The sequence below is a fragment of the Arthrobacter sp. AOP36-C1-22 genome, from assembly GCF_052377515.1.
GTDB lineage: Bacteria > Actinomycetota > Actinomycetes > Actinomycetales > Micrococcaceae > Arthrobacter_H.
In genome coordinates, this window is record NZ_JBQSWW010000003.1 from 141,873 (window position 1) to 164,419 (window position 22,547).

Here is a 22,547-nt window from a genome sequence, read left to right on the forward strand (position 1 = left end):
CACGGACACCTCTCCCGGCTACGCATCACCAGAGAAAGGCAACTACAGTAGACGGGATGGACTCGCACCCACCCGGTGTGCGTCCATCGTCAAGCGGCCTTGCCGCCGCGACGCGCCCCGCTCCAACAACGGGAACGTCGCATTCCCCACGCTGTAACCCGTACCGAGGAGAAGTTGGACGTGGCTGAAGAGGAACACATTTCCCACATTCGCAGTGGCTTGACCAGCCAACTGCCGGACCGCGACCCGGAGGAAACCGCCGAATGGATTGAATCCTTCGACGGTCTGGTCGAGGCCCAGGGCACCGAACGGGCCCAGTTCATCGTCCGCTCCCTCCTGCAACGCGCGGGTGCCCAGAGCGTCGGTGTCCCCATGGTGACCACCACCGACTATGTCAATACCATCCCCGTGGACCAGGAACCCGAGTTCCCCGGACACGAAGAAACCGAACGCCGTTACCGTGCCTGGATGCGCTGGAATGCCGCCATCATGGTCCACCGCGGCCAGCACCCCGATATCGGCGTCGGCGGACACATCTCCACCTACGCCGGCGCGGCCACGCTCTATGAAGTGGGCTTCAACCACTTCTTCCGTGGCAAGGACCACCCCGGCGGCGGCGACCAGGTCTTCTTCCAGGGCCACGCCTCCCCCGGCATGTACGCCCGCGCCTTCATGGAAGGCCGCCTGAGCGAAGAGGACCTCGACGGCTTCCGCCAGGAGAAGTCCAAGGAAGGCCATGCGCTGCCTTCCTACCCGCACCCCCATTCCATGCCGGACTTCTGGGAATTCCCCACCGTCTCCATGGGCATCGGTCCGTCCAATGCGATCTACCAGGCCCAGCTGAACCGCTACCTGCACAACCGCGGCATCAAGGACACCTCCGACCAGAACGTCTGGGCCTTCCTGGGCGATGGCGAGATGGACGAGCCGGAATCGCGTGGCTTCCTGCAGCTGGCGGCCAACGAACAGCTGGACAACCTCAACTTCGTGATCAACTGCAACCTGCAGCGCCTCGACGGCCCCGTGCGGGGCAACGGGAAGATCATGCAGGAGCTGGAGGCCTTCTTCCGCGGTGCCGGCTGGAACGTCATCAAGGTGGTCTGGGGCCGCGAATGGGACGATCTGCTGGACAAGGACGACACCGGCTCGCTGGTGGACATCATGAACCAGACCCCCGATGGGGACTACCAGACCTATAAGGCCGAGTCCGGCGGATTCATCCGCGAGCACTTCTTCGGCAAGAGTCCGCAGACCAAGGAACTGGTCGCGGATCTGACCGATGCCCAGATCTGGAACCTCAAGCGTGGCGGCCACGACTACAACAAGATGTATGCCGCCTATAAGGCCGCCACCGAGTTCAAGGGCAAGCCCACGGTCATCCTGACCAAGACGGTCAAGGGCTACGGCCTGGGCAACAGCTTCGAGGCGCGCAATGCGACCCACCAGATGAAGAAGCTGACCTTGGATGACCTCAAGGGCTTCCGCGACCACCTGCGGATCCCGATCACCGATGAGCAGCTCGAAGCCGACCCGTACACCCCGCCGTACTACCACCCGGGCATGGATGCCCCGGAGATCAAGTACATGATGGATCGCCGGGCGGCCCTGGGCGGTTCGCTTCCCGAACGCCGGACCAAGCACACGCCGTTGCACCTGCCCGACGACAAGGCCTACGCGGTCGCGAAGAAGGGCTCGGGCAAGCAGCAGGCGGCCACGACGATGGCCTTCGTGCGTCTGCTCAAGGACCTCATGCGCGATAAGGAATTCGGCGATCGCGTGGTCCCGATCATTCCGGACGAGGCTCGCACCTTCGGCATGGACTCGCTCTTCCCGACGAAGAAGATCTACAACCCCAAGGGGCAGAACTACCTGTCGGTGGACCGTGACCTGATCCTGGCCTATAAGGAATCCCCGCAGGGGCAGATCCTGCATACCGGCATCAACGAGTCCGGCTCCGTGGCGGCACTGACCGCCGCGGGAACCTCCTACGCCACGCATGGCGAACCACTGATCCCGATCTACATCTTCTACTCGATGTTCGGTTTCCAGCGCTCCGGAGACTTCTTCTGGGCTGCCGGGGACCAGATGACGCGCGGCTTCGTGCTGGGCGCCACCGCCGGGCGCACCACGCTGACCGGCGAGGGGCTGCAGCACGCCGACGGGCACTCCCCCGTCCTGGCCGCAACCAATCCCGCAGTGGTCTCCTACGATCCGGCCTACGGCTACGAGATCGGGCACATCATGAAGGACGGGCTCAAGCGCATGTACGGGGGCGAGCACGAAGACCCCAACGTCATGTACTACATCACCTTGTACAACGAGCCGATGCTGCAGCCTGCCGAGCCCGAGGACCTGGATGTGGAGGGGCTGCTCAAGGGCATCTACCTGCTCTCCCCCGCCAAGGTCGACGGCCCGCGGGCCCAGTTGCTGGCGTCGGGCGTCTCGGTGCCCTGGGCCCTGGAGGCCCAGCAGATCCTCGCCGAGGAGTGGGGCGTCTCCGCCGATGTCTGGTCTGTGACCAGCTGGAACGAGCTGCGCCGTGACGGGCTGGATGCCGAGGAGGAGGCGTTCATGAACCCGGGCAGCGAACCGCGCGTCCCCTACGTGACGCAGAAGCTGGCCGGGGCCACCGGGCCCGTCGTCGCGGTCACGGACTTCATGAAGGCCGTGCCGGACCAGATCCGCCAGTTCGTCCCCAACGAGTTCGCGACCCTGGGGGCCGACGGCTTCGGCTTCTCGGACACCCGTGCCGCGGCCCGTCGCTTCTTCAGGATCGACGCCCACTCGATGGTCGTCAGGACCCTGGAAATGCTCGAACGCCGGGGCGAGGTCGAAAAGGACACCTCGGCCAAGGCCTTCACGAAATACCAGCTCGACGATGTGAACGCCGGTACCTCCGGCACCGCCGGGGGCGATTCCTAACCCCCGGCCACCGAGGACGATGGCGAGGACCTCCCCGCCATCGTTCCCGGTCCCGGCAGTCCCCCGGACACCTGCCCAGGCAGGTGTCCGGGGGACTTCTTCTTTTGTAGTGTTCCTCCAAAATGGAGCCACGGGCCACCTGTGCGTAGGGTGGAGCCATGACAGACGAACGTCCGGGCACCGGATCCCCCCGCATCCGCCCCGTGCGTCAGCCCAAGGCCAGCCCGGAAACGCTGAAGCGGCTGAAGTCCCATCTGGGAATCCTCTCCACGGTCGCCCTGAAGCACCTGGACCAGTCGCTGCCCTGGTACCGGGGTCTGCGCCCGCAGGAGAGGGCCGCACTGGGCCTGGTCGCACAGAAGGGCATCGCCTCCTTCGTCTCCTGGTATGAACGTCCCAGTTCCCCGCAGTGGGTGCTCACCGATGTCTTCGGCACCGCCCCCACCGAGCTCACCCGCTCCATCTCCCTGCAGAAGGCCCTGCAGCTGATCCGCACCATCGTGGAGGTCGTGGAGAACCAGGTCCCCGAGCTGGCCCCCGATTCCGAACAGATGCAGCTACGTGAGGCCGTGCTGCGTTATTCGCGCGAAGTGGCTTTCGCCGCGGCGGATGTCTATGCCCGGGCCGCCGAATCACGCGGGGCCTGGGACAGTCGGCTGGAGGCCCTGGTCGTGGACGCCGTGCTGCGCGGGGAGAGCCCCGACGCCCTGCGCTCGCGTATTGCCGCGGTCGGCTGGACCTCGCAGTCGGGGATCCACGTCATCGTCGGCAGCTCCCCCGAGGACGCCGGCGCCACCTTCGTCGGTGACCTGCGCCGGGCCGGCCAGCGGGTCGCCAAGGACTGCCTCGTAGGCATCCAGGGCGACCGGCTGATCCTCATGCTCGGCGGGGTGCGTGAACTGGAAACCACGTTCTCCCGGCTCGCCGAATACTTCGGCCCGGGTCCCATCGTCTACGGCCCGGAGGCCGCCAGCCTGCGCGACGCCGCGGCCAGCGCCCATGCCGCCTTCGAGGGCATCGCCGCCGCCCGGGCCTGGCCGCTGGCCCCCCGTCCGGTGGCCGCCGACGACCTCTGGCCCGAACGGGTGATGAACGGTGACGTCGCGGCCCGCACCGCCCTGATCAACGACATCCACAAGCCCCTCGTCAAGGCCGGAAACGGCCTCGTGGAGACCCTGTCCAGCTATTTGGCCCTGGGCCATTCACTGGAAGGGACGGCCCGTGAACTCTTCGTCCATGCCAACACCGTCAGGTACCGCCTGAAGCGGGTCTGCGACGTCTCGGGATGGGACCCGTTGGTCCCCCGGGAGGCCTTCGTCCTGCAGACGGCCCTCGTGGTGGGACGCCTGGAAGCGAGCGAGTCGTTGTAGGATTCCTCTAAAGCCCTTTGCGCAGCTTCGTGCCGCAAGACACCCGTCATGTCCCCGATCTTTGGAAAGCTGGAACAGTGCTAGCTATCGTGTGCCCAGGACAGGGCTCCCAGACCCCCGGATTCCTCGAACCCTGGCTCGAGGTGCCCGGCGTCGCCGACCATCTCGCCCGGCTCTCCGAGCTGACCGGCCGCGACCTCGTGGCCCACGGAACCGTCTCCGACGAGGCAACCATCAAGGACACGGCAGTGGCCCAGCCGCTCATCGTCGCCGCCGGCCTGATCGCGGCCCGCGCCCTGCTGGGTGATTCGGGCCTCGGCCAGTTGCCCGCCTCCACCATCCTGGCCGGACACTCCGTCGGTGAGATCACCGCCACCGCACTGGCCGGGGCCCTGCCCGAGGCCGACGCCATGACCTTCGTCCGTGAACGGGCCAACGCCATGGCCGACGCCGCCGCCGTGACCCCCACCGGGATGGCCGCGGTCCTCGGCGGCGACCCCGAGGAGGTGGCCGCCACGTTGGCCGCCTTCGGGCTGACGGCAGCCAACGCCAACGGCGGCGGACAGACCGTCGCGGCAGGGACCTGGGAGCAGATCGACGCCCTGGTCGCCTCACCGCCTACCAAGGCCCGCGTGATGCCGCTGAAGGTCGCCGGCGCCTTCCACACCAAACACATGGCCCCCGCAGCGGGCATCCTCCAGGATCTGGTCCCTTCCCTGCACCCCGCAGCCCCGTCGGTGTCCCTGCTGAGCAACTACGACGGTGCGGTGGTCGCCGACGGCGAAGCCAACCTCTCCAGCCTGGTCGCCCAGGTGTCCCGTCCGGTCCGTTGGGACCTGTGCATGGAGACCATGGCCGCCCAGGGGGTCACCGGCCTGCTGGAACTGCCCCCGGCAGGGACCCTGGTCGGTCTGGCCCGTCGCGGTCTGAAGGGACTGCCCACGATGGCCCTGAAGTCCCCCGAGGACCTCGAGGCAGCCCGCGAATTCATCAACGAACATGGCCGGACGGCCACCGCAGAGGACAGGAACTAACGTGAGCGCAGTACTTTCCCAGAACACGCCGCGGGAGTACACCCGCATCATGGGGGTGGGCGCCGCCCGTGGCGACGTCGTCGTCACCAATGAAGACGTCTGCCAGTGGATCGATTCCTCCGATGAGTGGATCCAGAAGCGTACCGGCATCATCACCCGTCGCCGGGCCGACGCCGACACCTCCCTGGTCGATCTGGCCGAGACCGCTTCACGCCAGGCGCTGGAGAATGCCGGCATCGAGGGCTCCCAGCTCGGCGGGGTCATCATCTCCACGGTGACCTCCCCTTATGCCACCCCTTCGGCGGCCTCCGCCTTGGCCCACCGCCTCGACGCCACCCCGGCCCCGGCCTTCGACATCTCCGCCGCCTGCGCCGGCTACTGCTACGGCGTGGCCCAGGCCGATGCACTGGTGAAATCCGGTGCCGCCGAGTACGTCCTGGTCGTCGGAGCCGAGAAGCTCTCGGACATCATCGACAACCACGAGCGCACCATTTCCTTCCTGCTGGGCGACGGCGCCGGCGCGGTGGTCGTCGGCCCTTCCGAGACACCGGGCATCGGCCCGTCGGTCTGGGGTTCGGACGGCGGAAAATGGGATGCCATCGGCATGACCCACTCCATGCTGGACCTGCGCGATGTCGCCGTCCAGGCCGAAGAGGACCCCCAGGGTGACGCCCTGGTCGCCAGCACCGAAGCCAAGCTGTGGCCCACGCTGCGCCAGGACGGCCAGACCGTCTTCCGCTGGGCCGTCTGGGGCATGGCCAAGGAAGCCAAACGCGCCATGGATGCCGCCGGGATCAGCGCCGAGGACCTCTCGGTCTTCCTCCCCCACCAGGCGAACATGCGCATCATCGACGAGATGGTCAAGCAGCTCAAACTGCCCGACACCGTCGCCGTCGCCCGGGATATCGCCGATACCGGAAACACCTCCGCCGCCTCGATTCCGTTGGCCATGCACCGCATGCTGCAGGAACGCCCCGAGCTCTCGGGAACCCTGGCCCTGCAAATCGGGTTCGGCGCGGGCCTCGTCTTCGGTGCCCAGGTCATCGTCCTGCCCTAGGCTATTGACCGGACATCACTAAGTTCACCGTCCGCCGGACGGGAAAAATCGTCGGGAGAGTCCCGGCACAAAAGAAAGGGAGCCTCATGGCTAGCAACGAAGAAATCCTGGCCGGCCTCGCCGAGATCGTCAACGAAGAGACCGGTTTGGCCACCGACGCAGTCCAGATGGACAAGTCGTTCACGGACGACCTCGACATCGACTCCATCTCCATGATGACCATCGTCGTCAATGCCGAAGAGAAGTTCGATGTGAAGATCCCGGACGAGGAAGTCAAGAACCTCAAGACCGTCGGCGACGCCGTGAACTTCATCGCGAACGCCCAGGCCTGATCGATTCCGGTTCTTCCCGCGGGCGCCGCTGAAGGCGATCCTCGCCGGGAAGCCATGGTCTTCGGGGTGGTCCACCGAGGTCGGCGGACCACCCCACCCACCACTCGGGCGTGGAGCAACCTGCTCCACGCCACCAGCAATCCAGCACAGAGAGTATGTTGATGGCTCGCAAAGTAGTAATCACCGGCCTCGGCGCAACGACGCCGATCGGTGGGGACGTCCCCACCCTCTGGGCCAACGCCCTCAAGGGTGTATCCGGCGCCCACACTTTGACCGCCGATTGGGTCGAGAAGTATTCCCTGCCGGTCCACTTCGCCGCGAAGGCCTCTACTCCGGCTGCGGATGTCCTGTCCCGGGTCGAGCTCAAACGCATGGATCCCTCCACCCAGTTCGGCGTCGTCGCCTCGCGGGAAGCCTGGAAGGACTCGGGGATCGAGGATGTCGACCACGACCGCCTCGCCGTCACCTTCGCCACCGGAATCGGTGGGGTATGGACCCTGCTTGACGCCTGGGACACGCTGAAGGAAAAGGGACCGCGCCGGGTGCTGCCCATGACCGTTCCCATGCTGATGCCCAACGGGCCGGCGGCCGCCGTCAGCCTCGATCTCGGGGCACGCGCCGGCGCCCACACCCCGGTCTCGGCCTGCGCCTCGGGTACCGAGGCCATGCATATGGGGCTGGAACTGATCCGTTCGGGCAAGGCGGATGTCGTGATGTGTGGTGGCGCCGAAGCGGCCATCCACCCGATGCCGATGGCCTCCTTCTCCGCCATGCAGGCGCTGTCCAAGCGCAACGACGATCCCGAGCATGCCTCACGCCCCTATGACATCGACCGCGATGGTTTCGTCATGGGTGAGGGCGCCGGCGCGCTGGTCCTCGAGGCAGAGGAGCACGCATTGGCTCGTGGCGCCCACATCTATGCGGAGCTGGCCGGCACCTCGGTCACTGCCGATGCCTACCACATCACCGCACCCGACCCCGAAGGCCTCGGCGCCACCCGGGCGCTGAAGGCGGCCATGTTCGATGGCCTCATCCAGCCCGAGGACGTGGTGCACGTCAACGCGCACGCCACCTCCACCCCGGTGGGCGACAAGCCCGAGTACACGGCCCTGCGGGCCGCCTTGGGCAACCGCCTCGATGAGGTCTGTGTTTCGGCGACGAAGTCGCAGATGGGTCACCTGCTCGGTGCCTCCGGTGCCGTTGAATCCGTGCTGAGCGTCCTTGCCGTGCAGGAGCGCAAGGCGCCGGTGACCATCAACCTGGAAAACCAGGATCCCGAGATCCCGCTCGATGTCGTCACCGGCAGTCCGCGCGAGCTGCCCTCCGGGCAGATCGTGGCGCTGAACAACTCCTTCGGTTTCGGCGGCCACAACGCCGTGGTGGCGATCCGCAGCGTCTAACGACGTCACCCACCACACCAAGGCCCGCACCAGTTGGTGCGGGCCTTGGTTTTTAATATCAACAATTAACTATTAGAGAAGTCGACTGACTGCTAGATCGACTATGGACATACTCTCCTGAATCATTGCTGCCGGGAACTGGTCGGCAGGATGATCGAAAGAACGGTGGACCCGAGCACAGGGCAGGGGCTCAACCGACCTGGTGCAGCCAGCGGACCGGGGCACCTTCGGTGGCGTGGCGGAAGGGGTCGAGTTCCTCGTCCCACGCCTCGCCCAGTGCCAACGAGAGTTCCTGGTACACCGCGGCAGGGTCCCCGGCACCTTGCTCATAGGCGAAGCGGATCCGGTCCTCGCCGACCATGATGTTGCCGGCGGAATCGGTGGCGGCATGGAAGATGCCCAGTTCTGGAGTGTGGGACCAACGGCTTCCGTCGACGCCCCGGCTGGGTTCCTCGGTGACCTCGTACCGCAGGTGGGCCCAGCCACGCAGGGCGGAGGCCAATTGCGCGCCGGTGCCTTGGGCACCTGACCAGTGGATCTCCGTGCGGTACATTCCGGGCGCGGCGGATTGCGGCACCCAGCTGAGGTCCGTGCGCTCATCGACGACGGACCCGATGGCCCACTCGATATGCGGGCACAACGCTGTCGGGGCTGAGTGTACGAAGAGTACGCCCCGGGTCATGGGTACAGACATGCCATCCTCCAGTTCCTGTTGGTACGTCTTCCCCAACGACCACAGTCACTCTTGGAGGCCAGCACATGCTGCCTGATTTCATTGTGCCCGATTATTCGCCGAATCTCCACCGTGACCTGCCCAAGGGCACGTTTTGGTCCCGTTCGGACGCCTCAGGCCCGTGGGTGGGCCTGCTGGTAGCTGTTGCGCAGCCGATCCACCGAGACGTGGGTGTAGAGCTGGGTGGTGGCCAGGGAACTATGTCCGAGCAGTTCCTGGACGGTACGCAGGTCGGCACCGCCATCGAGCAGGTGGGTTGCTGCGGTGTGGCGTAGGGCGTGGGGCCCCCGGGCAGCGGTGTCGCCGAGTCCTTCCAGGGCCCGTTGGACCATGGACCTGACTTGGCGGGCTCCCATGCGTGCCCCTCGTTCCCCCAGGAACAAGGCGGGGCCGGATTTATCGATCGCCAACCGTGTCCGACCGCGGCTGATCCAGTCGCTCAGGGCCTGGTGGGCCGGCTGTCCGAAGGGAACCGTGCGTTCCTTATCGCCTTTGCCTAGTACCCTCAGGGTTCGCCGGTCGTGATCGATGTCATCGACATCCAGTCCGGTCAGTTCCCCCACACGGATCCCCGTGGCATACAGCAATTCGAGTATGGCCCGGTTACGGTCGGCCACCGCCTGCTGGCGTGGCGTGGTCACAGGCGCCGGCGTCGCTTCGGGGTCCGCCGCCGGTTCGTCGTCGAGCAGCCGGTGCATCTGGGTGCCTTGGAGGACGTGCGGGAGCCGTTTGGCGTTCTTGGGAGACTTCAGCCGGAGCGAGGGGTCCGTGGCGATCAGTTCCTCCCGCAGGGCCCACCCCATGAACGTCCGCACCGATGCCGCGTGTCGGGCCAGGGTGGCCGGGGCCTTGCCACTGGCCTGGTGCTGTCCCAGCCAGAGGCGCAGAACGGCCAGATCGATTTCCGCCAAGGCCTTGAGACCGTGCTCGCTGGCAGCGAATTCGAGCAGTGAGGTGACATCCCCCAGGTAGGCCCTGCGGGTGTGCTCGCTCCGGGAACGTTCCCATGCCAGATACCGCTCGAAGCGATCCAGTGCCGCTTCGTACCCGGCAGGAAGACGGCTCGCGTCCCCGGCCCCGGCAGGCGGCTGTGCCGCTGCGGGGTCCGCGGAATCGGGCCTGCTACTCATACTCTCAGTGTGGATTGGATTGTCCCGTAACCGGTACTGCCACGCCGCGGTCCGGAGAGGACAGGGCGCGATTTGGAGAGGATTGGTTCAGCCTCCACGGCGGCGTCGCCAGCCATCGGTACTGGATTCGGCGAGCCCGCGGGCCTGCAGTCGGCTGAGTCCGCCCAGGACGGCACCGATGCCCAGGCCGGAGACCGTGGACAACTTATCCGGGGTCGCCGGCTGGCGGATGGGCAGGGCATCCATGAGCAGCAGGTCTTGGATATCCAAGCCGTCATGGGGCCTGGTATCCGCCGCCGTGGATCCGTTCCCGTGCCAGGGTCCGCTGGTCGTCGGGGCCCCCGTCGGCAGGCCGACCAGTTCGATGGCTTCGGCGGCGTCGGTGACGGGGATGGCAGAGCCCTCCCGCAGGAGCCGGTGGCAGCCTGCCGAATTGGCGGAGAACACCGAACCGGGGACCGCGCCGACGTCCCGGCCGAGCTCACTGGCACGCCGGGCCGTGGTCAAGGCGCCCGAGCGCCACCGTGCTTCGACCACGAGGGTCGCCCCACAGAGCGCAGCGAGCAACCTGTTGCGTTGCAGGAAGCGCCAACGGGTCGGCGCCGTCCCCGGGGGGACCTCGGCGAACAACAGCCCGTTGGCTTCGACCCGGCGCAGTAGTTCGTCGTTGCCGGCGGGATAGAAGCGGTCCAGTCCCCCGGCCATGATGGCCAACGTCGGCGGCGCCTGCCCGTGATGTTCGACCTGGAGTGCGGCTTCGTGGGCGCGTGCGTCGATGCCGTAGGCGCCGCCGGAGACGATGGTGACTCCCCTGGTGAAGAGCTCGGAGACGATCTGGCTGCCCACCTGTCTGCCGTACTCCGTGGCATCCCGGCTTCCCACCACGGCCATGAGCGCGTCCGTGGCCGGCAACTCCTGGGGAGGGACCGAGCCCCGCCACCACAGGCATAGGGGCGCCCCCAGACCCAGGTCATCCAGTTGTCCCGGCCACGCAGGATCCTCGGGGACGAGCAGACCCCCACCGAATCGACGGATGGTCTCGAGATCCCGGGGCGGGCCCTGGGCGTCCACCCGTGGCCTCCACCGCTCCAGTCCCGCGTCGAGCCGGTGGGCGCCCCGCGTTCCGGCGTCCCCACCGAGGAGTTCAGCCACGGCTTGTTGTTCGGCGGCCGGAGCCTTGCCGGCGGTGGTGGTGATCAGCCGGTACGCCTCGACCGGACCACTCACCGCCACCAGGGCGGTTCCGGTCAGGTCGTTGGGTTCCATCAGACGCGCCAATCCGGCGCGGGCGACGAGTATTTCCGCGTCGATGCTCATGGTCTTCCTCCTCGTGCGTGGTGGCGTAGTTGCAAGGCGACTTCGATGTCCCCTTGCCGCGGGCATTCCTGCCCGCCCAGATCGCTGATGGTCCAGCCCAACCGCAGGACCCGGTGATACCCCCGGGCCGTGAGCAGGCCGCGTTCGACCTGTCGGTCGGCCGTGGCGGTGACATGCCGGGGCAGGGCCAGCTCGTGCCGCAGTACCGTTCCGGGAAGATCCGCGTTGCGACGGAACCCCAGGGCCCGGAGCCTGCTGCGTTGGACCTGACGGGCCGCGGAGACCCGCCCCGCGACGACGGCGGAGGTTTCCTCACCGCGACCGGTGCCCAGCTGGACCGTGTTCACGCGAGGGACCTCGATCTGCAGGTCGATCCGATCCAGCAGCGGGCCGGAGAGCCGGTCGAAGTAGCGGCGGCGCTGGGTGGGCGTGCACCGACAGTCCAGCGCCTTGCCCGTGTTCTGCCCGCAGGGGCACGGGTTGGCCGCCAGCACCAGTTGGAAACGGGCGGGGTAGGTGGCCATGCCGGCGGCACGGTGCAACGTGATATATCCCGATTCGAGCGGTTGGCGTAGCCCGTCGAGCGACTTGGCGCTGAATTCCGGTGCCTCGTCCAGGAACAGGACCCCACGGTGGGCCCGGGACGCGGCCCCGGGCCGCGGGAGTCCCACCCCACCCCCAATGAGGGCTACCTGGCTCGCGGTGTGGTGTGGACTCTCAAAGGGCGGCCTGCGCAGCAGGTGGTCCAGCCCTGCGGTGCCGCGATGCAGTGAGTGGATGGCAGTGGCCTCCATCCCTTCGACCGGATCCAGGTCGGGCAGCAGACCGGGCAGCCGTTCGGCCAGCATCGTCTTGCCTGCGCCGGGCGGGCCCACGAGCAACAGATGGTGTCCGCCGGCCGCGGCGACCTCCAGAGCGAAACGGGCCAGCGGCTGCCCAATCACGTCGCTGAGGTCGGCTCGCTGCGCGGGTTCGCTGACGTAGTCCGTGGCGGCGGCCGGTGTGACGACCTGGGCCTCATTCCTGGGGGGAACCACGGTATCGAGGCAGCCGTAGTCGGAGAGGACTTCACCCAGATGGCGGTAGGCGCTGATCCGGGCACCGGGGACCAACCGGGCCTCGGCGGCATTGGCTTCGGCGACGACCACCCGGGGTCGCCCGGCCCGCACGGCCGCCATCACCGCCGGGAGGACCCCGGCGACCGGACGCAGGGTGCCATCCAGGCCAAGTTCCGCCAGATGGACGACCTCGGGTGGATTCTCGATCTCCCCGGCGGCAGCAAGTGCCGCGACGACGATTGCCAGGTCGAAGGAGGACCCCCGTTTGGGCAGCGAGGCAGGGACCAGGTTCACGGTGATGCGCCGCGGACACAGGGGAACGCCCGAGTTGCGGGCGGCGGAGCGGATCCGGTCGCGGGCTTCGATCAAGGAGGCGTCCGGCAGTCCCAGCAGGATGAAGCCCGGCAGCCCTCCCCCGATATCGGCTTCGACATCGATGATGTGCCCGTTCAGCCCGACCAGTGACACCCCGCTGGCCCGTCCCAGGCTCACGGGGTGACTTCCTTGAAGTAGGCGATCCGGGGTTCCTGGCCCGGGGCGGCGACGATCGCGATGACATCGACGCGGCGGCGTCGACCCGGTTGGCCCGCCGTCCGGCACCAGGCGCTGGCCAGACGGTGCAGCCGGCGCAGCTTCACCGCATCCACCGCCTCGGCGGGATGCCCGAAGCCCAGCCCCGAACGGGTCTTGACCTCCACGGCCACCAGCGTGCCGGCGTCGTCCGCCACGAGGTCGATTTCCCCGAGGGGGCACCGCCAGTTGCGGGCCAGCACGCTGATCCCCCGCCCGGTCAGGTACTGCGCGGCCAGCAGTTCCCCGCGTCGACCCAATTCCTGGTTATGTCCCATCTGCCACCTCCGCCTCCACTCTCCGCGGCTACGGCAGTGCGTAGCTCGGACCGGTATCCGACTGTGGACCCGTGAGCACTCCTTCGGGCTGTGGAGGGGTTCCCCTGGCCGGTGATTGGCGGACGCACGTCACCCGCGGGCACGATCGGCCACCCGGAGGGCGTCCGAATCCTCTCTGCCGTTATTAAAGACTGCGAGTCCAGGCTCGTAGATCAGCTGGACGGTAGGATCATATAGGTGCCCCTGGGCTTGATCGGCGAGTCTCCCCGCGGCGTTTCTTTGCCACGGGTGGGATGGTGTCCACTACCCGCGATCGTCAATTCCTGCCCACCCCTCCTGATGATTCCCCCACAACTTATTGGGCGGCATCGTGCAGCCGACCATATTTTTTACCTAAGCTTTCCCTTGAAAGGTGTCTTCAATGTTCATGAACGCTCTGGGTGCGTCGTGGCAGACGCTCCTCCTGGTTGCCATTGCCACAATCGGCATTTACGTTGCCTTGATCGTATTTTCCCGCTTGGCGGGCCTGAGATCCTTCTCCGAAATGACCAACTTCGATATGGCTGCCACAGTGGCCTTCGGCTCGATCATGGCAACGACCGCGGTGACGACCAGTACGTCGCTGTTGTCTGGTGCCGTAGGGCTCGCCGTCTTATTCGCCATCCAGTGGCTGCTCGCTCAGGTGCGACGCATCCGCGGGGCGGATCGGGTCGTGGACAGTGGCCCCTTGCTGTTGATGAAGGGCGGCCGCTTCATACCCGAACATCTCGCGATGGCCCAAGTTACACAGAATGATCTGCGGGGGAAGCTTCGCGAGGCAGGCGTCACCCGGTACGACCAGGTCGGAGCCGTGGTCATGGAGGCGACGGGAGTCGTATCCGTCCTGGTGCACGGTCCCGATGACCTTCCGATGGAGCCCGATTTGTTTTCCTCCATCAGGGGACGCGAACAGCTCTTCCCTGATCACGAGTTCACCGGATAGCAGACCCCGGCCGGAGCAAAGAAGGCTCAGGAGATGCCTCAAATCCTTGGCAACCGCAGTGCAGACATCACAGCCGATGCGGGGCACCCAAGCACTCGGTGCTAAGCGGGAGTGAGCCGCCAGAGGGACGTGATTTCGGCTGAGCGGGCGGAATGGAACGGGTCGTCGGGGTCCACGGCGCGACGATGGGTGGGTTTCACGTCGCGGCGCCCGGCCACCCGCAGTCCGGCGTCGGCGATCCAGCCCAACAGCTCGTCGCGGCTGCGCAGTCCCAACTGCTCGGCCAGATCCGAGATCACCAACCAGCCTTCTCCCCCGGGCTCCAGATGGGCAAGCAGCCCGGTTAGGAAAGCACGGAGCATCCGGGATTTGGGGTCGTAGACCGCCTGATCCAGCAGGGTGTTGGCACTGCCGGGCAACCAGGGCGGATTACACACCACCAGTCCTGCCCGGCGGCCGGCCGGGAACATATCGGTCTGTTCCAGCTCGACGATGTCGCCGACCCCGAGCCGGGCCAGGTTCTCCCCGGCGCAGGCGATGGCCCGGTCGGAAAGGTCGGTGGCGATGACGTGGTTGATGCCGCGTCGGGCGAGGATCGCGGCGATCACCCCGGTCCCGGTGCCGATGTCGAAGGCCGTGGTGGTCTCGGGCAACGGTTGCTCCGCGACCAGGTCCAGGTATTCCCCGCGCACCGGGGCGAAGGCGCCGTAGTGCGGGTGGATGGTGTCCTGGAGTGCGGGCACGGTCACTCCGCGGATCCTCCACTGGTCGGCGCCCAGCACCCCCAACAGGTCCTGCAGCGGGACGACGGCGGCCTCGGGGAGCCGGCCGTGGGCGTGCGTCCAGGCCTGGACGATATCCGGGGCCCGGCGCAAGTCCACCGCGGGGCCGGGGGTCAGCGGGACCAGGATGGAGGCCAGCAGGCGCGAGCGGCGGGAGCGGGCCTGGCGGTGCCGGTAGAAGTCGGCTCCGACGTCGGGCCCGGATTCTGCCTTCTGGCCCGCGGACCGTTTCGCGGGGCGGGCGCCGGGGATCCGGCGGCCCAGCGCGCTGAGCAGTTGGCGGGCGTTATGGTAGTCGCCGCTCCAGAGCATCGTGGTGCCCCGGGTGGCCAGCCGGTAGGCGTCCGCAGCCTTCAACGTATCGTCGACGACCTGTATCCGGGTGGGGACGGGGCCGGTGCCGTACCAGCGGGCGGTGCGGGGGGTTCCGTCGTCGTCCCAGCTGAGCAGCCGGGGTGCGGGGTGCCCCGGATCGGAGGGGTCGGGGGTGGGGTTGTCTTCCATGGCGGCGGCCTACTCGCCCAGGCCGGCGTCCTTGGTGGTCAGTTCTCCGGTTTCGGCCAGTTCCTCGACGTTGACGTCCTTGAACGTGATGACCCGGACGTTCTTCACGAACCGGGCCGAACGGTAGACATCCCAGACCCAGGCGTCCTTGAGGGTGACGTCGAAATAGACTTCCCCATCGGCCGACCGGATCTGCAGGTCGACCTCGTTGGCCAGATAGAACCGTCGTTCGGTCTCCACGACATAGGTGAACAGGTTCACCACATCGCGGTACTCGCGGTAGAGCTGCAGCTCCATATCCGTCTCGTAGTTCTCGAGATCGTCGGCGCTCATGGTTCCTCCCTGTCTCTAGCGGGTTGCCGCCGGTGTCGTGAGCCGCCAGCTGCGACGGTGGTAGTCGGTGGCACCGTGCTCCCCGATGGCCTGGCGGTGGGATGCCGTGCCATAGCCCTTGTTGATCGCCCATCCGTAGTGGGGTTCCAGTTCATCATAGGTGGCCATGAGGGTGTCCCGTTCCACTTTGGCCAGGATCGATGCCGCGGCCACCGACAGGCATTGCAGATCGCCCTTGATCCGGGTGCTCACCGGGGTGCCGGAGGCGTCGAAGGGGTAGGAGGGCGATGCTGCTCCCGCGCCTGCTCCGGGCAGTGCCGGTTGGCCGGGGGCCGAGAGCCAGTCATGGTTGCCGTCCAGCAGGACGGCGTGCGGTCGGGCGGGAGCGGCAAGATCGGCCCAGGCGCGGTTCCCGGCCAGACGGAGGGCGCCCACGATACCCAGGGCGTCGATCTCGTCCGCCGCCGCGTGGCCGACCCCCCAGCCGGCGGCCCAGTCACGGATGACCGGCACGAGAGCTTCGCGGGTGGCCACCTTGAGCAGCTTCGAGTCCCTGACGTCCTCGAGCAGTTCGGCGTCGGCGGGGTCGATGACGACCAGGCCCACGCTCACCGGTCCCGCCAGGGCCCCGCGGCCGACCTCGTCGCAGCCGCCGATCAGCGCCCTGCGGTCGGCGCCCACCGAGGCGGCCAGTTCCAGTTCGGTCTGAAGGGTCGGGGCGGGGGTCCGGGGGCGGGCTGCCATGAGCTACTTCCCGGTTTCAGTGGGGACGTCGGCGAAGACCTCGTGGTGTCCGTCGATGGTTCCGAACCGGTCCAGTGGCCAGGCACGCAGCACCGCCTTGCCTTCCACGGAGTCCAGGTCGATGAACCCGTCCTGGATGTCGGGGTGGAACCGTGAATCGGCGGAGGCGTTGCGGTGGTCACCCATGACCCAGGCCTTGCCCTCGGGCACAGTGACCTTGAAGGTCTCCTCGGAGGGGGCGGCCCCGGGATAGAGGTAGGGCTCGGTGATGGGCACGCCGTTGACCAGCAGCTTCCCGTCGGCATTGCAGCATTCCACGGTGTCCCCCGGAAGCCCGATGAGGCGTTTGACCAGATGTTGGTCGGCGGTGTTGGGGACCAGTCCGACGAAGGTCATGACCTCGGTCAGCGGGTTGGTGGGCGTTTCCGGGGCCTCCCCCAGCCAGCCCAGGTCGTCGCTGAAGACCACGACGTCCCCGCGCTCCAGGTCGAAGGGGCCGGGGATCAGCAGGTTCACGAAGATCCTGTCGTTGATCTCCAGGGTCTGTTCCATCGATCCCGAGGGGATGTAGAAGGCGCGGAAGAAGAACGTCTTGACCACGAAGGAGAGCACCAGGGCGATGCCGACCACGATGAGGAATTCGCGGACCCACCCCCAGAGGGGGTTCCGGGGACGCTGGGCGGGGCCACCGCCGTCGTCCTCGGCCGGGCCAACCCCCTGCTGCTCACTCACTTGGTGCCTTTCGATCGATATGTCGCGCCGCGTCCAGGGGCCAGATGATCCGTTCGACCCGTCCGATGACCCGGTCCTCGGGGATCATTCCTCCCCCGGGGGCCCCCAGCAGGGAGCGGGAATCGGCCGAAACCGAGCGGTGGTCGCCCATGACCCAGATCCTGCCCTCCGGGACGACGGCGGTGAACTCCTGCTCGCTGGGCGCCTGCCCCTCGAACAGGTACGGCTCGTGCAGTGGTTCGTCGTTGAGCAGTAGTCGTCCGTCCTCGTCACAACAGCTTATGGTGTCCCCGCCGACGGCGATGACACGTTTGACGAAGGCCGTGTCGTCGCCGGTGACCCGTAGAGCCCGCAGGACGTCGTCCAGGGGGCTGGGCCGTTGGTAGGGCAACAGGGATCCGCGCCCGTCGAAGACCAGGACGTCCCCGCGCTGGGGCGGGTGGCCCTGGTAGGCGGTCCGGTTCACCAGCAGCCCCTCGCCGGGTTCCAGGGTGGTCTCCATGGAGTCGGAGCCGATGTAGTAGAAGTCCACCAGGGTGGCCCGCACGATGATCGCCGCCACGGCGGCCAGCAGCAGTGCACCCACGACAAGGCGCCAGCCCCGAAAACGGGACCGGCGCCTGCTCCGCCCGCTCGGCGAAGCGTGCGGGACGGAGTGTCTGTTCACGATCATGGACGGGACGGATTCGTCCCGACGCACGGCTCTACTTGGAGCCGAACTCGCGCTTTTCCTTGATGCGTGCGGCCTTGCCGTGGCGATCGCGCATGTAGTACAGCTTCGCGCGACGCACGTCACCGCGGGAGACACGCTCGATCTTGTCGACGATCGGGGAGTGCACCGGGAAGGTACGCTCCACGCCGACACCGAAGGTCACCTTGCGCACGGTGAACGTCTCGGCGACGCCGGAGCCCTGACGGCCCACGACGTAGCCCTGGAAGACCTGAACACGGGTGTTCTTGCCTTCAACGATGTTCACGTGCACCTTGAGGGTGTCACCGGCCCGGAAGTCCGGGACGTCGTTACGCAGCGAGGCTGCGTTGACTGAGTCGAGAATATGCATCTGGTGCTTCTCCTTGGGCGGATGCCACAGGTCACCCACCTTCGACACGTCCTCACGGCCGCGCCACGAGGGACGCGGAAACCGCTGGGACGGAATGTGGTGAACCGGCCGGCACGTCTGTGCCGTCCGGCGCTCTGACTGTTGACGCGCTCCCCCTGTGGCAGGGGCGCACCCAGTAGACGCAAGCTCCTATTTTGCCACACGCATCCGTGCAGGGGTTAATCCCGCGCCGATCCATTCCGTGGGGCGGGGCCCCGGTGGTGCTAGGCCTCGGGCTTCTCCACGACGCGGCCGTCCTCGAGCATGAAACCGGCATGCCAGAGGGTGTCGCGGTCGCGGCGGTTCAGGGTCCCGGGGTCCAATGCCCGGATCAGGTCCGGGCGCCGTGCGGCGGTGCGCTCGAGCTGCCAGGCACGGCGGGTGCGGCCGATGAGGCCGTGGTTGCCATTGAGCAGCACCTCGGGGACCTCGCGGCCCTCCCAGCTGGCCGGTTTGGTGTAGACGGGGTATTCGAGCAGTCCGTCGGAGTGGGATTCCTCCACCAGGGATTCGGGGTTGCCCACCACCCCGGGCACCAGACGCCCGATGGCCTCCACCATCGCCAGCACGGCGACCTCCCCCCCGTTCAGGACATAGTCCCCGAGGCTGACCGGGCGGACCTCATAGTGTTCGGCGGCAAATTCGTAGACCCGTTCGTCGATGCCTTCGTACCGCCCACAGGCGAAGACCAGATGGTCACGTTCGGAGAGCTCCCGGGCCATGGCCTGGGTGAAGACCTCCCCCGCCGGGGACGGGATCAGCAGCAGCGGGCGTCCGATGTCCGCGGGCCGGGTGTCGGTGTCGGCACCGGCGATCGCCGACAGTGCTTCGGCCCAAGGACCGGGCTTCATCACCATGCCCGCCCCGCCACCGTAGGGGGTGTCGTCGACGGTCCGGTGGCGGTCGTGGGTGTGATCGCGTAGATCGTGGATGCGCACGTCGAGCAGTGCCTCGCGCCGGGCCTTGCCGATCAGCGAGATGTCCAGTGCCTGCAGGTATTCGGGGAAGATGCTGACGACGTCGATGCGCATGTGGTTAGGCCTGACCGTCCTCGGCGCCCTGGGCGCGGTTGAGCGTGAAGAGACCCTCCGGCGGGGTGAGTCGTATATGGCCGGCCTGGAGGTCGACCTCGGGGACGATGGCTTCAACGAAGGGGACGAGGACTTCGGCGCCCTCGGTGTCTTCGATGATCAGCAGGTCCTGGGCGTCGTTGGTGCGCAGGCCGGTGACCTTGCCGACGATCTCGGTGCCGATGCGGGCACTCAGCCCGACGAGCTCGTGTTCGTACCAGGCGTCGTCATCGTCTTCTTCGAGTTCCGCGGTTTCAAGGAAGAGGAGCGATCCGCGCATCGTTTCGGCGTTGTTGCGGTCCGGGACCTCGTCGAAGGCCACCAGCAGGATTTCCTTGTTCCAGCGCGCTCCTTCAACGGTCAGCTTCTTGACCGGGGAGGATTCAACGTCGAAGACGGTGCCCGGTTCGAACCGTGCGTCGGGGTCGTCGGTCATGAGCTGGACGGTGACCTCCCCACGGATGCCATGGGGTTTGCCGATGCGTGCGACCTGGAGGCGCATGGTGACTCCTTGAGACGGGGACGTTCTGCAACGATCCTACGATGTGATTAAAGCGCGCGGCCCCGCACCGGTGAACGGTGCGGGGCCGGCGGGGTGAAACTCTGCGACCGGGCCTAGCGGCGTCGGTCGGTGTCGACGACGTCGACGCGAACGGGTTCGCCGTCCGACAGTGCCGCAACCACGGTGCGCAGTGCACGGGCGGTACGTCCCTGACGGCCGATGACCCGCCCGAGATCGTCGGGGTTGACCCGGACCTCGAGGGTGTCGCCCCGGCGGTTGGCCTTCTGTTCCACGGCGACGTCCTCCGGGGAGTCGACGATGCCGCGGACCAGGTGGTCGAGAGCTTCAACGAGCATTTTTACTCGGCCTCGGTGGCTTCTGCCTTCTCGGCGTCGGCTTCCTCGGCGGGTGCCTCTTCGGCCTTGTCGGCCTTCTTGGTGATGGCCTCGGGCAGGATGACCGAAGACTTCTCGGGAGCGACGAACGCTTCCTTCTCCGCCTTGGTCTTCAAGGTGCCTTCCTGGCCCTCGATGCCCTTGTGCTTCTGCCAGTCACCGGTGATCTTCAGCAGTGCGGCAACCTGCTCGGTCGGCTGGGCGCCGACGGAGAGCCAGTAGCCGACACGCTCGGAGTTGACCTCGATGAACGAGGGTTCCTCGGTGGGCTGGTACTTGCCGACCTCTTCGATGGCGTAGCCGTCGCGCTTGGCGCGGCCGTCCATGATGACGATGCGGTATGACGGTGCGCCCTTTTTGCCGAGACGCTTGAGTCGAATCTTAACGGCCACTGTAGTGGTCACTCCTGTATCTGATACATGTGCGATCCCATGTTTCTGCACCCGTGGGGCGGGTCATACTGCGTGGGGTCTGAGGACAAGATGCTAACGCGGAGAGAGGGGCCACGTCGATCGAGTACCTTGCCATTATGCCAGATCCCGCAGGTCGGCGCGACTCCCCTCCGGGATCCGGCGAGCCGCCGATTCGGTGCCGCAATATTTCGCTGCGCAGGAGGCCGGATTCCGGCGACGGACGGTAGCGTTGAATGGTTTCCTCCGACGAAGGCCCGTACGAAAGGACCACTCATGCGAACCATTCAACTGCCCAATGGATCGACCATGCCGGCGATGGGCCAAGGCACCTGGTTCCTCGGCGACGACCATACCCGACGCCCCCAAGAGATCGCCGCGCTGCGTGCGGGGATCGAATGTGGTCTGACACTGATCGATACCGCGGAGATGTATGGCGGCGGTCGTTCGGAGGACCTCGTCGGGGAGGCCATTTCCGGCTACCGTGACGACGTGTTCCTGGTCAGCAAGGTCCTGCCCGGCTCCAACCGCGCAGAAACCATCGCAGCCTGCGAGAAGAGCCTGGAACGCCTGGGCACCGACCATCTTGATCTCTACCTGCTCCACGGTGTCGGGCCGGCCCCGTTCGAGGAGACACTCGAGGGCTTCGACCATCTCGTGGATGCCGGCAAGATCGACCAGTTCGGCGTCAGCAACCTCGACCTCGAGGAAATGCAGTATTTCCATGCACTGCCCGGGGGCGGTCAGACCCAGGTCCAGCAGCTGCTCTACAACCTCAACCAGCGTGGCATCGAATGGGATCTCCTGCCGTGGCTGCAGCAAAAGGGACTCGGCATGATGGCCTATTCTCCCTTCGACCGGGGCGACTTGGCCCACCATGCAGGGCTCACGGATTTCGCCCGGGAGCGCGGGGCCACGGCGGGACAGATCGCCCTGTCGTGGCTATCGGCCCAGGACCAGGTCATCCCCATCCCCAAGACGTCCCACGCGGAGCGCGTCATCGAAAACGCCAGTGCACTCGAACTGGAACTCACGACCGAGGATCTAGCCACCCTCGATCAGCTGTTCACTCCTCCGTCCTCACCCGAGTCGCTACAGATCTACTAGGGCCTCAACCGCCGTGGACGACTTCCATCCCTCCGGCCTGCCCCGGATATTGCCTATCCTCGCCCTTGACGCAGTCCGGGCACCGGCGCGGTCGCCGGCAACTCGGGCATGAGGCCGCGCGGAGGCTGCCGATTGCCCGGCACATGGCGCGGGGTCATGTCCCTGCCGTGCTCGAGTTCGGTCACTCCCCCGAGCTCCAGGGCACGGACACCGGCTGCGGCGCGTTCCGCGTCCCCGGGTGGCAACAGGACCGGAAGTTGATCCAGCGGGCAGAATCTAACCTGGAGCAGCCCGCCGTCGGCGGTGAAGCGTTCCACATCGGTGACCCAGGTGCCCCCGTCGTACACGAAGAACTCTTGGCCCGTGTCATTCCCCCCGGCCGAGTGCGCTCCTCCGGTAGCGGGGCGGAAATCATGGACCAGCATCCGGCCCATCGAGGGTTCCAAAGCCATCCGGGCCAGGATCGAGGCGGCAGCCCCGCGCGGTGTCGCCCCTGACCTGACCTGGGCGGTCGGTAGCACCCAGTCCGGCTCCGAGTCTTCGCCGTAACGGGACTCATTAACCCCCACGGCGTCCTTGACGGTCAGGACGGCGCCATCGGAGCGCCGTACCAATGTCGAAGCATAGGCCTGATGTTTCCACCGGGCGCCGAGGAATCCGTCAAGTCCCTGCACAACAGTCATCA

At 66.9% G+C, this 22,547-nt stretch carries 24 protein-coding genes; 8 read left to right on the forward strand and 16 right to left on the reverse strand.

Annotated features, from left to right (window positions below; genetic code table 11):
- The first annotated feature begins 180 nt into the window (after nt 1–180).
- The 6 genes from aceE to ACT3S6_RS03360 all read left to right on the forward strand — a co-directional run bounded on the left by aceE (nt 181) and on the right by ACT3S6_RS03360 (nt 8,115).
- Entirely contained in the window at nt 181–2,922 is a 2,742-nt protein-coding gene (aceE, locus tag ACT3S6_RS03335) for a pyruvate dehydrogenase (acetyl-transferring), homodimeric type (protein ID WP_444553737.1), read from the forward strand.
- A gap of 158 nt (nt 2,923–3,080) precedes the next feature.
- Nucleotides 3,081–4,292 carry a PucR family transcriptional regulator gene (locus tag ACT3S6_RS03340; protein WP_444553738.1) on the forward strand — a complete coding sequence of 404 codons (1,212 nt, stop codon included), beginning with the start codon at nt 3,081–3,083 and terminating at the stop codon, nt 4,290–4,292.
- 77 nt (nt 4,293–4,369) lie between these two features.
- Nucleotides 4,370–5,326, forward strand: a complete 957-nt coding sequence (locus ACT3S6_RS03345) for an ACP S-malonyltransferase (protein ID WP_444553739.1) — start codon at nt 4,370–4,372, stop codon at nt 5,324–5,326.
- 49 nt (nt 5,327–5,375) lie between these two features.
- Nucleotides 5,376–6,383, forward strand: a complete 1,008-nt coding sequence (locus ACT3S6_RS03350) for a beta-ketoacyl-ACP synthase III (RefSeq protein WP_444553770.1) — start codon at nt 5,376–5,378, stop codon at nt 6,381–6,383.
- A gap of 86 nt (nt 6,384–6,469) precedes the next feature.
- On the forward strand, nt 6,470–6,715 hold the full coding sequence (locus ACT3S6_RS03355) for an acyl carrier protein (RefSeq protein WP_444553740.1): 246 nt from the start codon (nt 6,470–6,472) through the stop codon (nt 6,713–6,715).
- 161 nt (nt 6,716–6,876) lie between these two features.
- Entirely contained in the window at nt 6,877–8,115 is a 1,239-nt protein-coding gene (locus tag ACT3S6_RS03360) for a beta-ketoacyl-[acyl-carrier-protein] synthase family protein (protein ID WP_444553741.1), read from the forward strand.
- A 190-nt stretch (nt 8,116–8,305) separates the two neighbouring features.
- Here ACT3S6_RS03360 and ACT3S6_RS03365 read toward each other — a convergent pair whose 3' ends face one another.
- From ACT3S6_RS03365 to ACT3S6_RS03385, 5 genes are all read right to left on the reverse strand, one after another.
- The gene (locus tag ACT3S6_RS03365) at nt 8,306–8,809 is read right to left on the reverse strand and encodes a DUF3145 domain-containing protein (RefSeq protein WP_444553742.1); all 504 of its coding nucleotides are present in this window, start codon (nt 8,807–8,809) and stop codon (nt 8,306–8,308) included.
- 152 nt (nt 8,810–8,961) lie between these two features.
- The gene (locus ACT3S6_RS03370; protein ID WP_444553743.1) at nt 8,962–9,978 is read right to left on the reverse strand and encodes a tyrosine recombinase XerC; all 1,017 of its coding nucleotides are present in this window, start codon (nt 9,976–9,978) and stop codon (nt 8,962–8,964) included.
- 87 nt (nt 9,979–10,065) lie between these two features.
- The gene (gene dprA, locus ACT3S6_RS03375) at nt 10,066–11,295 is read right to left on the reverse strand and encodes a DNA-processing protein DprA (protein WP_444553744.1); all 1,230 of its coding nucleotides are present in this window, start codon (nt 11,293–11,295) and stop codon (nt 10,066–10,068) included.
- Nucleotides 11,292–12,845 carry a YifB family Mg chelatase-like AAA ATPase gene (locus tag ACT3S6_RS03380; RefSeq protein ID WP_444553745.1) on the reverse strand — a complete coding sequence of 518 codons (1,554 nt, stop codon included), beginning with the start codon at nt 12,843–12,845 and terminating at the stop codon, nt 11,292–11,294. The genes dprA and ACT3S6_RS03380 overlap by 4 nt, the downstream gene beginning before the upstream one ends.
- Nucleotides 12,842–13,201 (reverse strand): YraN family protein, encoded by a 360-nt coding sequence (locus ACT3S6_RS03385; RefSeq protein WP_444553746.1) that lies wholly within the window; start codon nt 13,199–13,201, stop codon nt 12,842–12,844. Before ACT3S6_RS03385 ends, ACT3S6_RS03380 begins: the two co-directional genes overlap by 4 nt.
- A gap of 421 nt (nt 13,202–13,622) precedes the next feature.
- Between ACT3S6_RS03385 and ACT3S6_RS03390 the strand changes: the two genes are divergently transcribed.
- Nucleotides 13,623–14,183 (forward strand): DUF421 domain-containing protein, encoded by a 561-nt coding sequence (locus ACT3S6_RS03390; RefSeq protein WP_444553747.1) that lies wholly within the window; start codon nt 13,623–13,625, stop codon nt 14,181–14,183.
- 101 nt (nt 14,184–14,284) lie between these two features.
- Here the strand turns inward: ACT3S6_RS03390 and ACT3S6_RS03395 are convergent, their stop codons facing one another.
- The 10 genes from ACT3S6_RS03395 to rpsP form a co-directional block, all read right to left on the reverse strand.
- Entirely contained in the window at nt 14,285–15,469 is a 1,185-nt protein-coding gene (locus ACT3S6_RS03395) for a methyltransferase (protein WP_444553748.1), read from the reverse strand.
- A 9-nt stretch (nt 15,470–15,478) separates the two neighbouring features.
- Nucleotides 15,479–15,802 (reverse strand): DUF2469 domain-containing protein, encoded by a 324-nt coding sequence (locus ACT3S6_RS03400; RefSeq protein WP_444553749.1) that lies wholly within the window; start codon nt 15,800–15,802, stop codon nt 15,479–15,481.
- 15 nt (nt 15,803–15,817) lie between these two features.
- Nucleotides 15,818–16,546: a ribonuclease HII gene (locus ACT3S6_RS03405; protein ID WP_444553750.1), complete on the reverse strand. Its 729-nt coding sequence runs from the start codon at nt 16,544–16,546 to the stop codon at nt 15,818–15,820.
- Nucleotides 16,547–16,549: 3 nt separating this feature from the next.
- Complete coding sequence (lepB, locus tag ACT3S6_RS03410; RefSeq protein WP_444553751.1) at nt 16,550–17,278, reverse strand: signal peptidase I; 729 nt, start codon at nt 17,276–17,278, stop codon at nt 16,550–16,552.
- Nucleotides 17,271–17,864 carry a signal peptidase I gene (gene lepB, locus ACT3S6_RS03415; protein ID WP_444553752.1) on the reverse strand — a complete coding sequence of 198 codons (594 nt, stop codon included), beginning with the start codon at nt 17,862–17,864 and terminating at the stop codon, nt 17,271–17,273. Before lepB (ACT3S6_RS03415) ends, lepB (ACT3S6_RS03410) begins: the two co-directional genes overlap by 8 nt.
- 118 nt (nt 17,865–17,982) lie before the next feature.
- Nucleotides 17,983–18,339 (reverse strand): 50S ribosomal protein L19, encoded by a 357-nt coding sequence (gene rplS, locus ACT3S6_RS03420; RefSeq protein WP_444553753.1) that lies wholly within the window; start codon nt 18,337–18,339, stop codon nt 17,983–17,985.
- 263 nt (nt 18,340–18,602) lie between these two features.
- Entirely contained in the window at nt 18,603–19,409 is an 807-nt protein-coding gene (gene trmD, locus ACT3S6_RS03425) for a tRNA (guanosine(37)-N1)-methyltransferase TrmD (RefSeq protein ID WP_444553754.1), read from the reverse strand.
- A 4-nt stretch (nt 19,410–19,413) separates the two neighbouring features.
- On the reverse strand, nt 19,414–19,950 hold the full coding sequence (gene rimM, locus ACT3S6_RS03430; protein ID WP_444553755.1) for a ribosome maturation factor RimM: 537 nt from the start codon (nt 19,948–19,950) through the stop codon (nt 19,414–19,416).
- Nucleotides 19,951–20,063: 113 nt separating this feature from the next.
- On the reverse strand, nt 20,064–20,306 hold the full coding sequence (locus ACT3S6_RS03435; RefSeq protein WP_444553756.1) for an RNA-binding protein: 243 nt from the start codon (nt 20,304–20,306) through the stop codon (nt 20,064–20,066).
- A gap of 2 nt (nt 20,307–20,308) precedes the next feature.
- The gene (gene rpsP / locus ACT3S6_RS03440; RefSeq protein ID WP_444553757.1) at nt 20,309–20,737 is read right to left on the reverse strand and encodes a 30S ribosomal protein S16; all 429 of its coding nucleotides are present in this window, start codon (nt 20,735–20,737) and stop codon (nt 20,309–20,311) included.
- A 294-nt stretch (nt 20,738–21,031) separates the two neighbouring features.
- Here rpsP and ACT3S6_RS03445 point away from each other — a divergent pair, with 294 nt between their 5' ends.
- Nucleotides 21,032–21,862, forward strand: coding sequence for an aldo/keto reductase (locus ACT3S6_RS03445; RefSeq protein WP_444553758.1), 831 nt, complete (start codon nt 21,032–21,034; stop codon nt 21,860–21,862).
- Nucleotides 21,863–21,915: 53 nt separating this feature from the next.
- Here the strand turns inward: ACT3S6_RS03445 and ACT3S6_RS03450 are convergent, their stop codons facing one another.
- On the reverse strand, nt 21,916–22,545 hold the full coding sequence (locus ACT3S6_RS03450; RefSeq protein WP_444553759.1) for a hypothetical protein: 630 nt from the start codon (nt 22,543–22,545) through the stop codon (nt 21,916–21,918).
- Nucleotides 22,546–22,547: the final 2 nt, after the last annotated feature.

Excerpts from the sequence above, each read along its gene's own strand:
- ACT3S6_RS03355 (WP_444553740.1), top strand. The coding sequence starts at position 6,470 with ATGGCTAGCAACGAAGAAATCCTGGCCGGCCTCGCCGAGATCGTCAAC.
- ACT3S6_RS03400 (WP_444553749.1), bottom strand. The coding sequence starts at position 15,802 with ATGAGCGCCGACGATCTCGAGAACTACGAGACGGATATGGAGCTGCAG.
- ACT3S6_RS03390 (WP_444553747.1), top strand. The coding sequence starts at position 13,623 with ATGTTCATGAACGCTCTGGGTGCGTCGTGGCAGACGCTCCTCCTGGTT.
- ACT3S6_RS03350 (WP_444553770.1), top strand. The coding sequence starts at position 5,376 with ATGGGGGTGGGCGCCGCCCGTGGCGACGTCGTCGTCACCAATGAAGAC.
- ACT3S6_RS03385 (WP_444553746.1), bottom strand. The coding sequence starts at position 13,201 with ATGGGACATAACCAGGAATTGGGTCGACGCGGGGAACTGCTGGCCGCG.
- rplS (WP_444553753.1), bottom strand. The coding sequence starts at position 18,339 with ATGCATATTCTCGACTCAGTCAACGCAGCCTCGCTGCGTAACGACGTC.
- ACT3S6_RS03435 (WP_444553756.1), bottom strand. The coding sequence starts at position 20,306 with ATGCTCGTTGAAGCTCTCGACCACCTGGTCCGCGGCATCGTCGACTCC.
- ACT3S6_RS03360 (WP_444553741.1), top strand. The coding sequence starts at position 6,877 with ATGGCTCGCAAAGTAGTAATCACCGGCCTCGGCGCAACGACGCCGATC.
- rimM (WP_444553755.1), bottom strand. The coding sequence starts at position 19,950 with ATGCGCCTCCAGGTCGCACGCATCGGCAAACCCCATGGCATCCGTGGG.
- ACT3S6_RS03395 (WP_444553748.1), bottom strand. The coding sequence starts at position 15,469 with ATGGAAGACAACCCCACCCCCGACCCCTCCGATCCGGGGCACCCCGCA.
- dprA (WP_444553744.1), bottom strand. The coding sequence starts at position 11,295 with ATGAGCATCGACGCGGAAATACTCGTCGCCCGCGCCGGATTGGCGCGT.
- ACT3S6_RS03405 (WP_444553750.1), bottom strand. The coding sequence starts at position 16,546 with ATGGCAGCCCGCCCCCGGACCCCCGCCCCGACCCTTCAGACCGAACTG.
- ACT3S6_RS03370 (WP_444553743.1), bottom strand. The coding sequence starts at position 9,978 with ATGAGTAGCAGGCCCGATTCCGCGGACCCCGCAGCGGCACAGCCGCCT.
- ACT3S6_RS03445 (WP_444553758.1), top strand. The coding sequence starts at position 21,032 with ATGCGAACCATTCAACTGCCCAATGGATCGACCATGCCGGCGATGGGC.
- ACT3S6_RS03365 (WP_444553742.1), bottom strand. The coding sequence starts at position 8,809 with ATGTCTGTACCCATGACCCGGGGCGTACTCTTCGTACACTCAGCCCCG.
- trmD (WP_444553754.1), bottom strand. The coding sequence starts at position 19,409 with ATGCGCATCGACGTCGTCAGCATCTTCCCCGAATACCTGCAGGCACTG.
- ACT3S6_RS03340 (WP_444553738.1), top strand. The coding sequence starts at position 3,081 with ATGACAGACGAACGTCCGGGCACCGGATCCCCCCGCATCCGCCCCGTG.
- ACT3S6_RS03450 (WP_444553759.1), bottom strand. The coding sequence starts at position 22,545 with ATGACTGTTGTGCAGGGACTTGACGGATTCCTCGGCGCCCGGTGGAAA.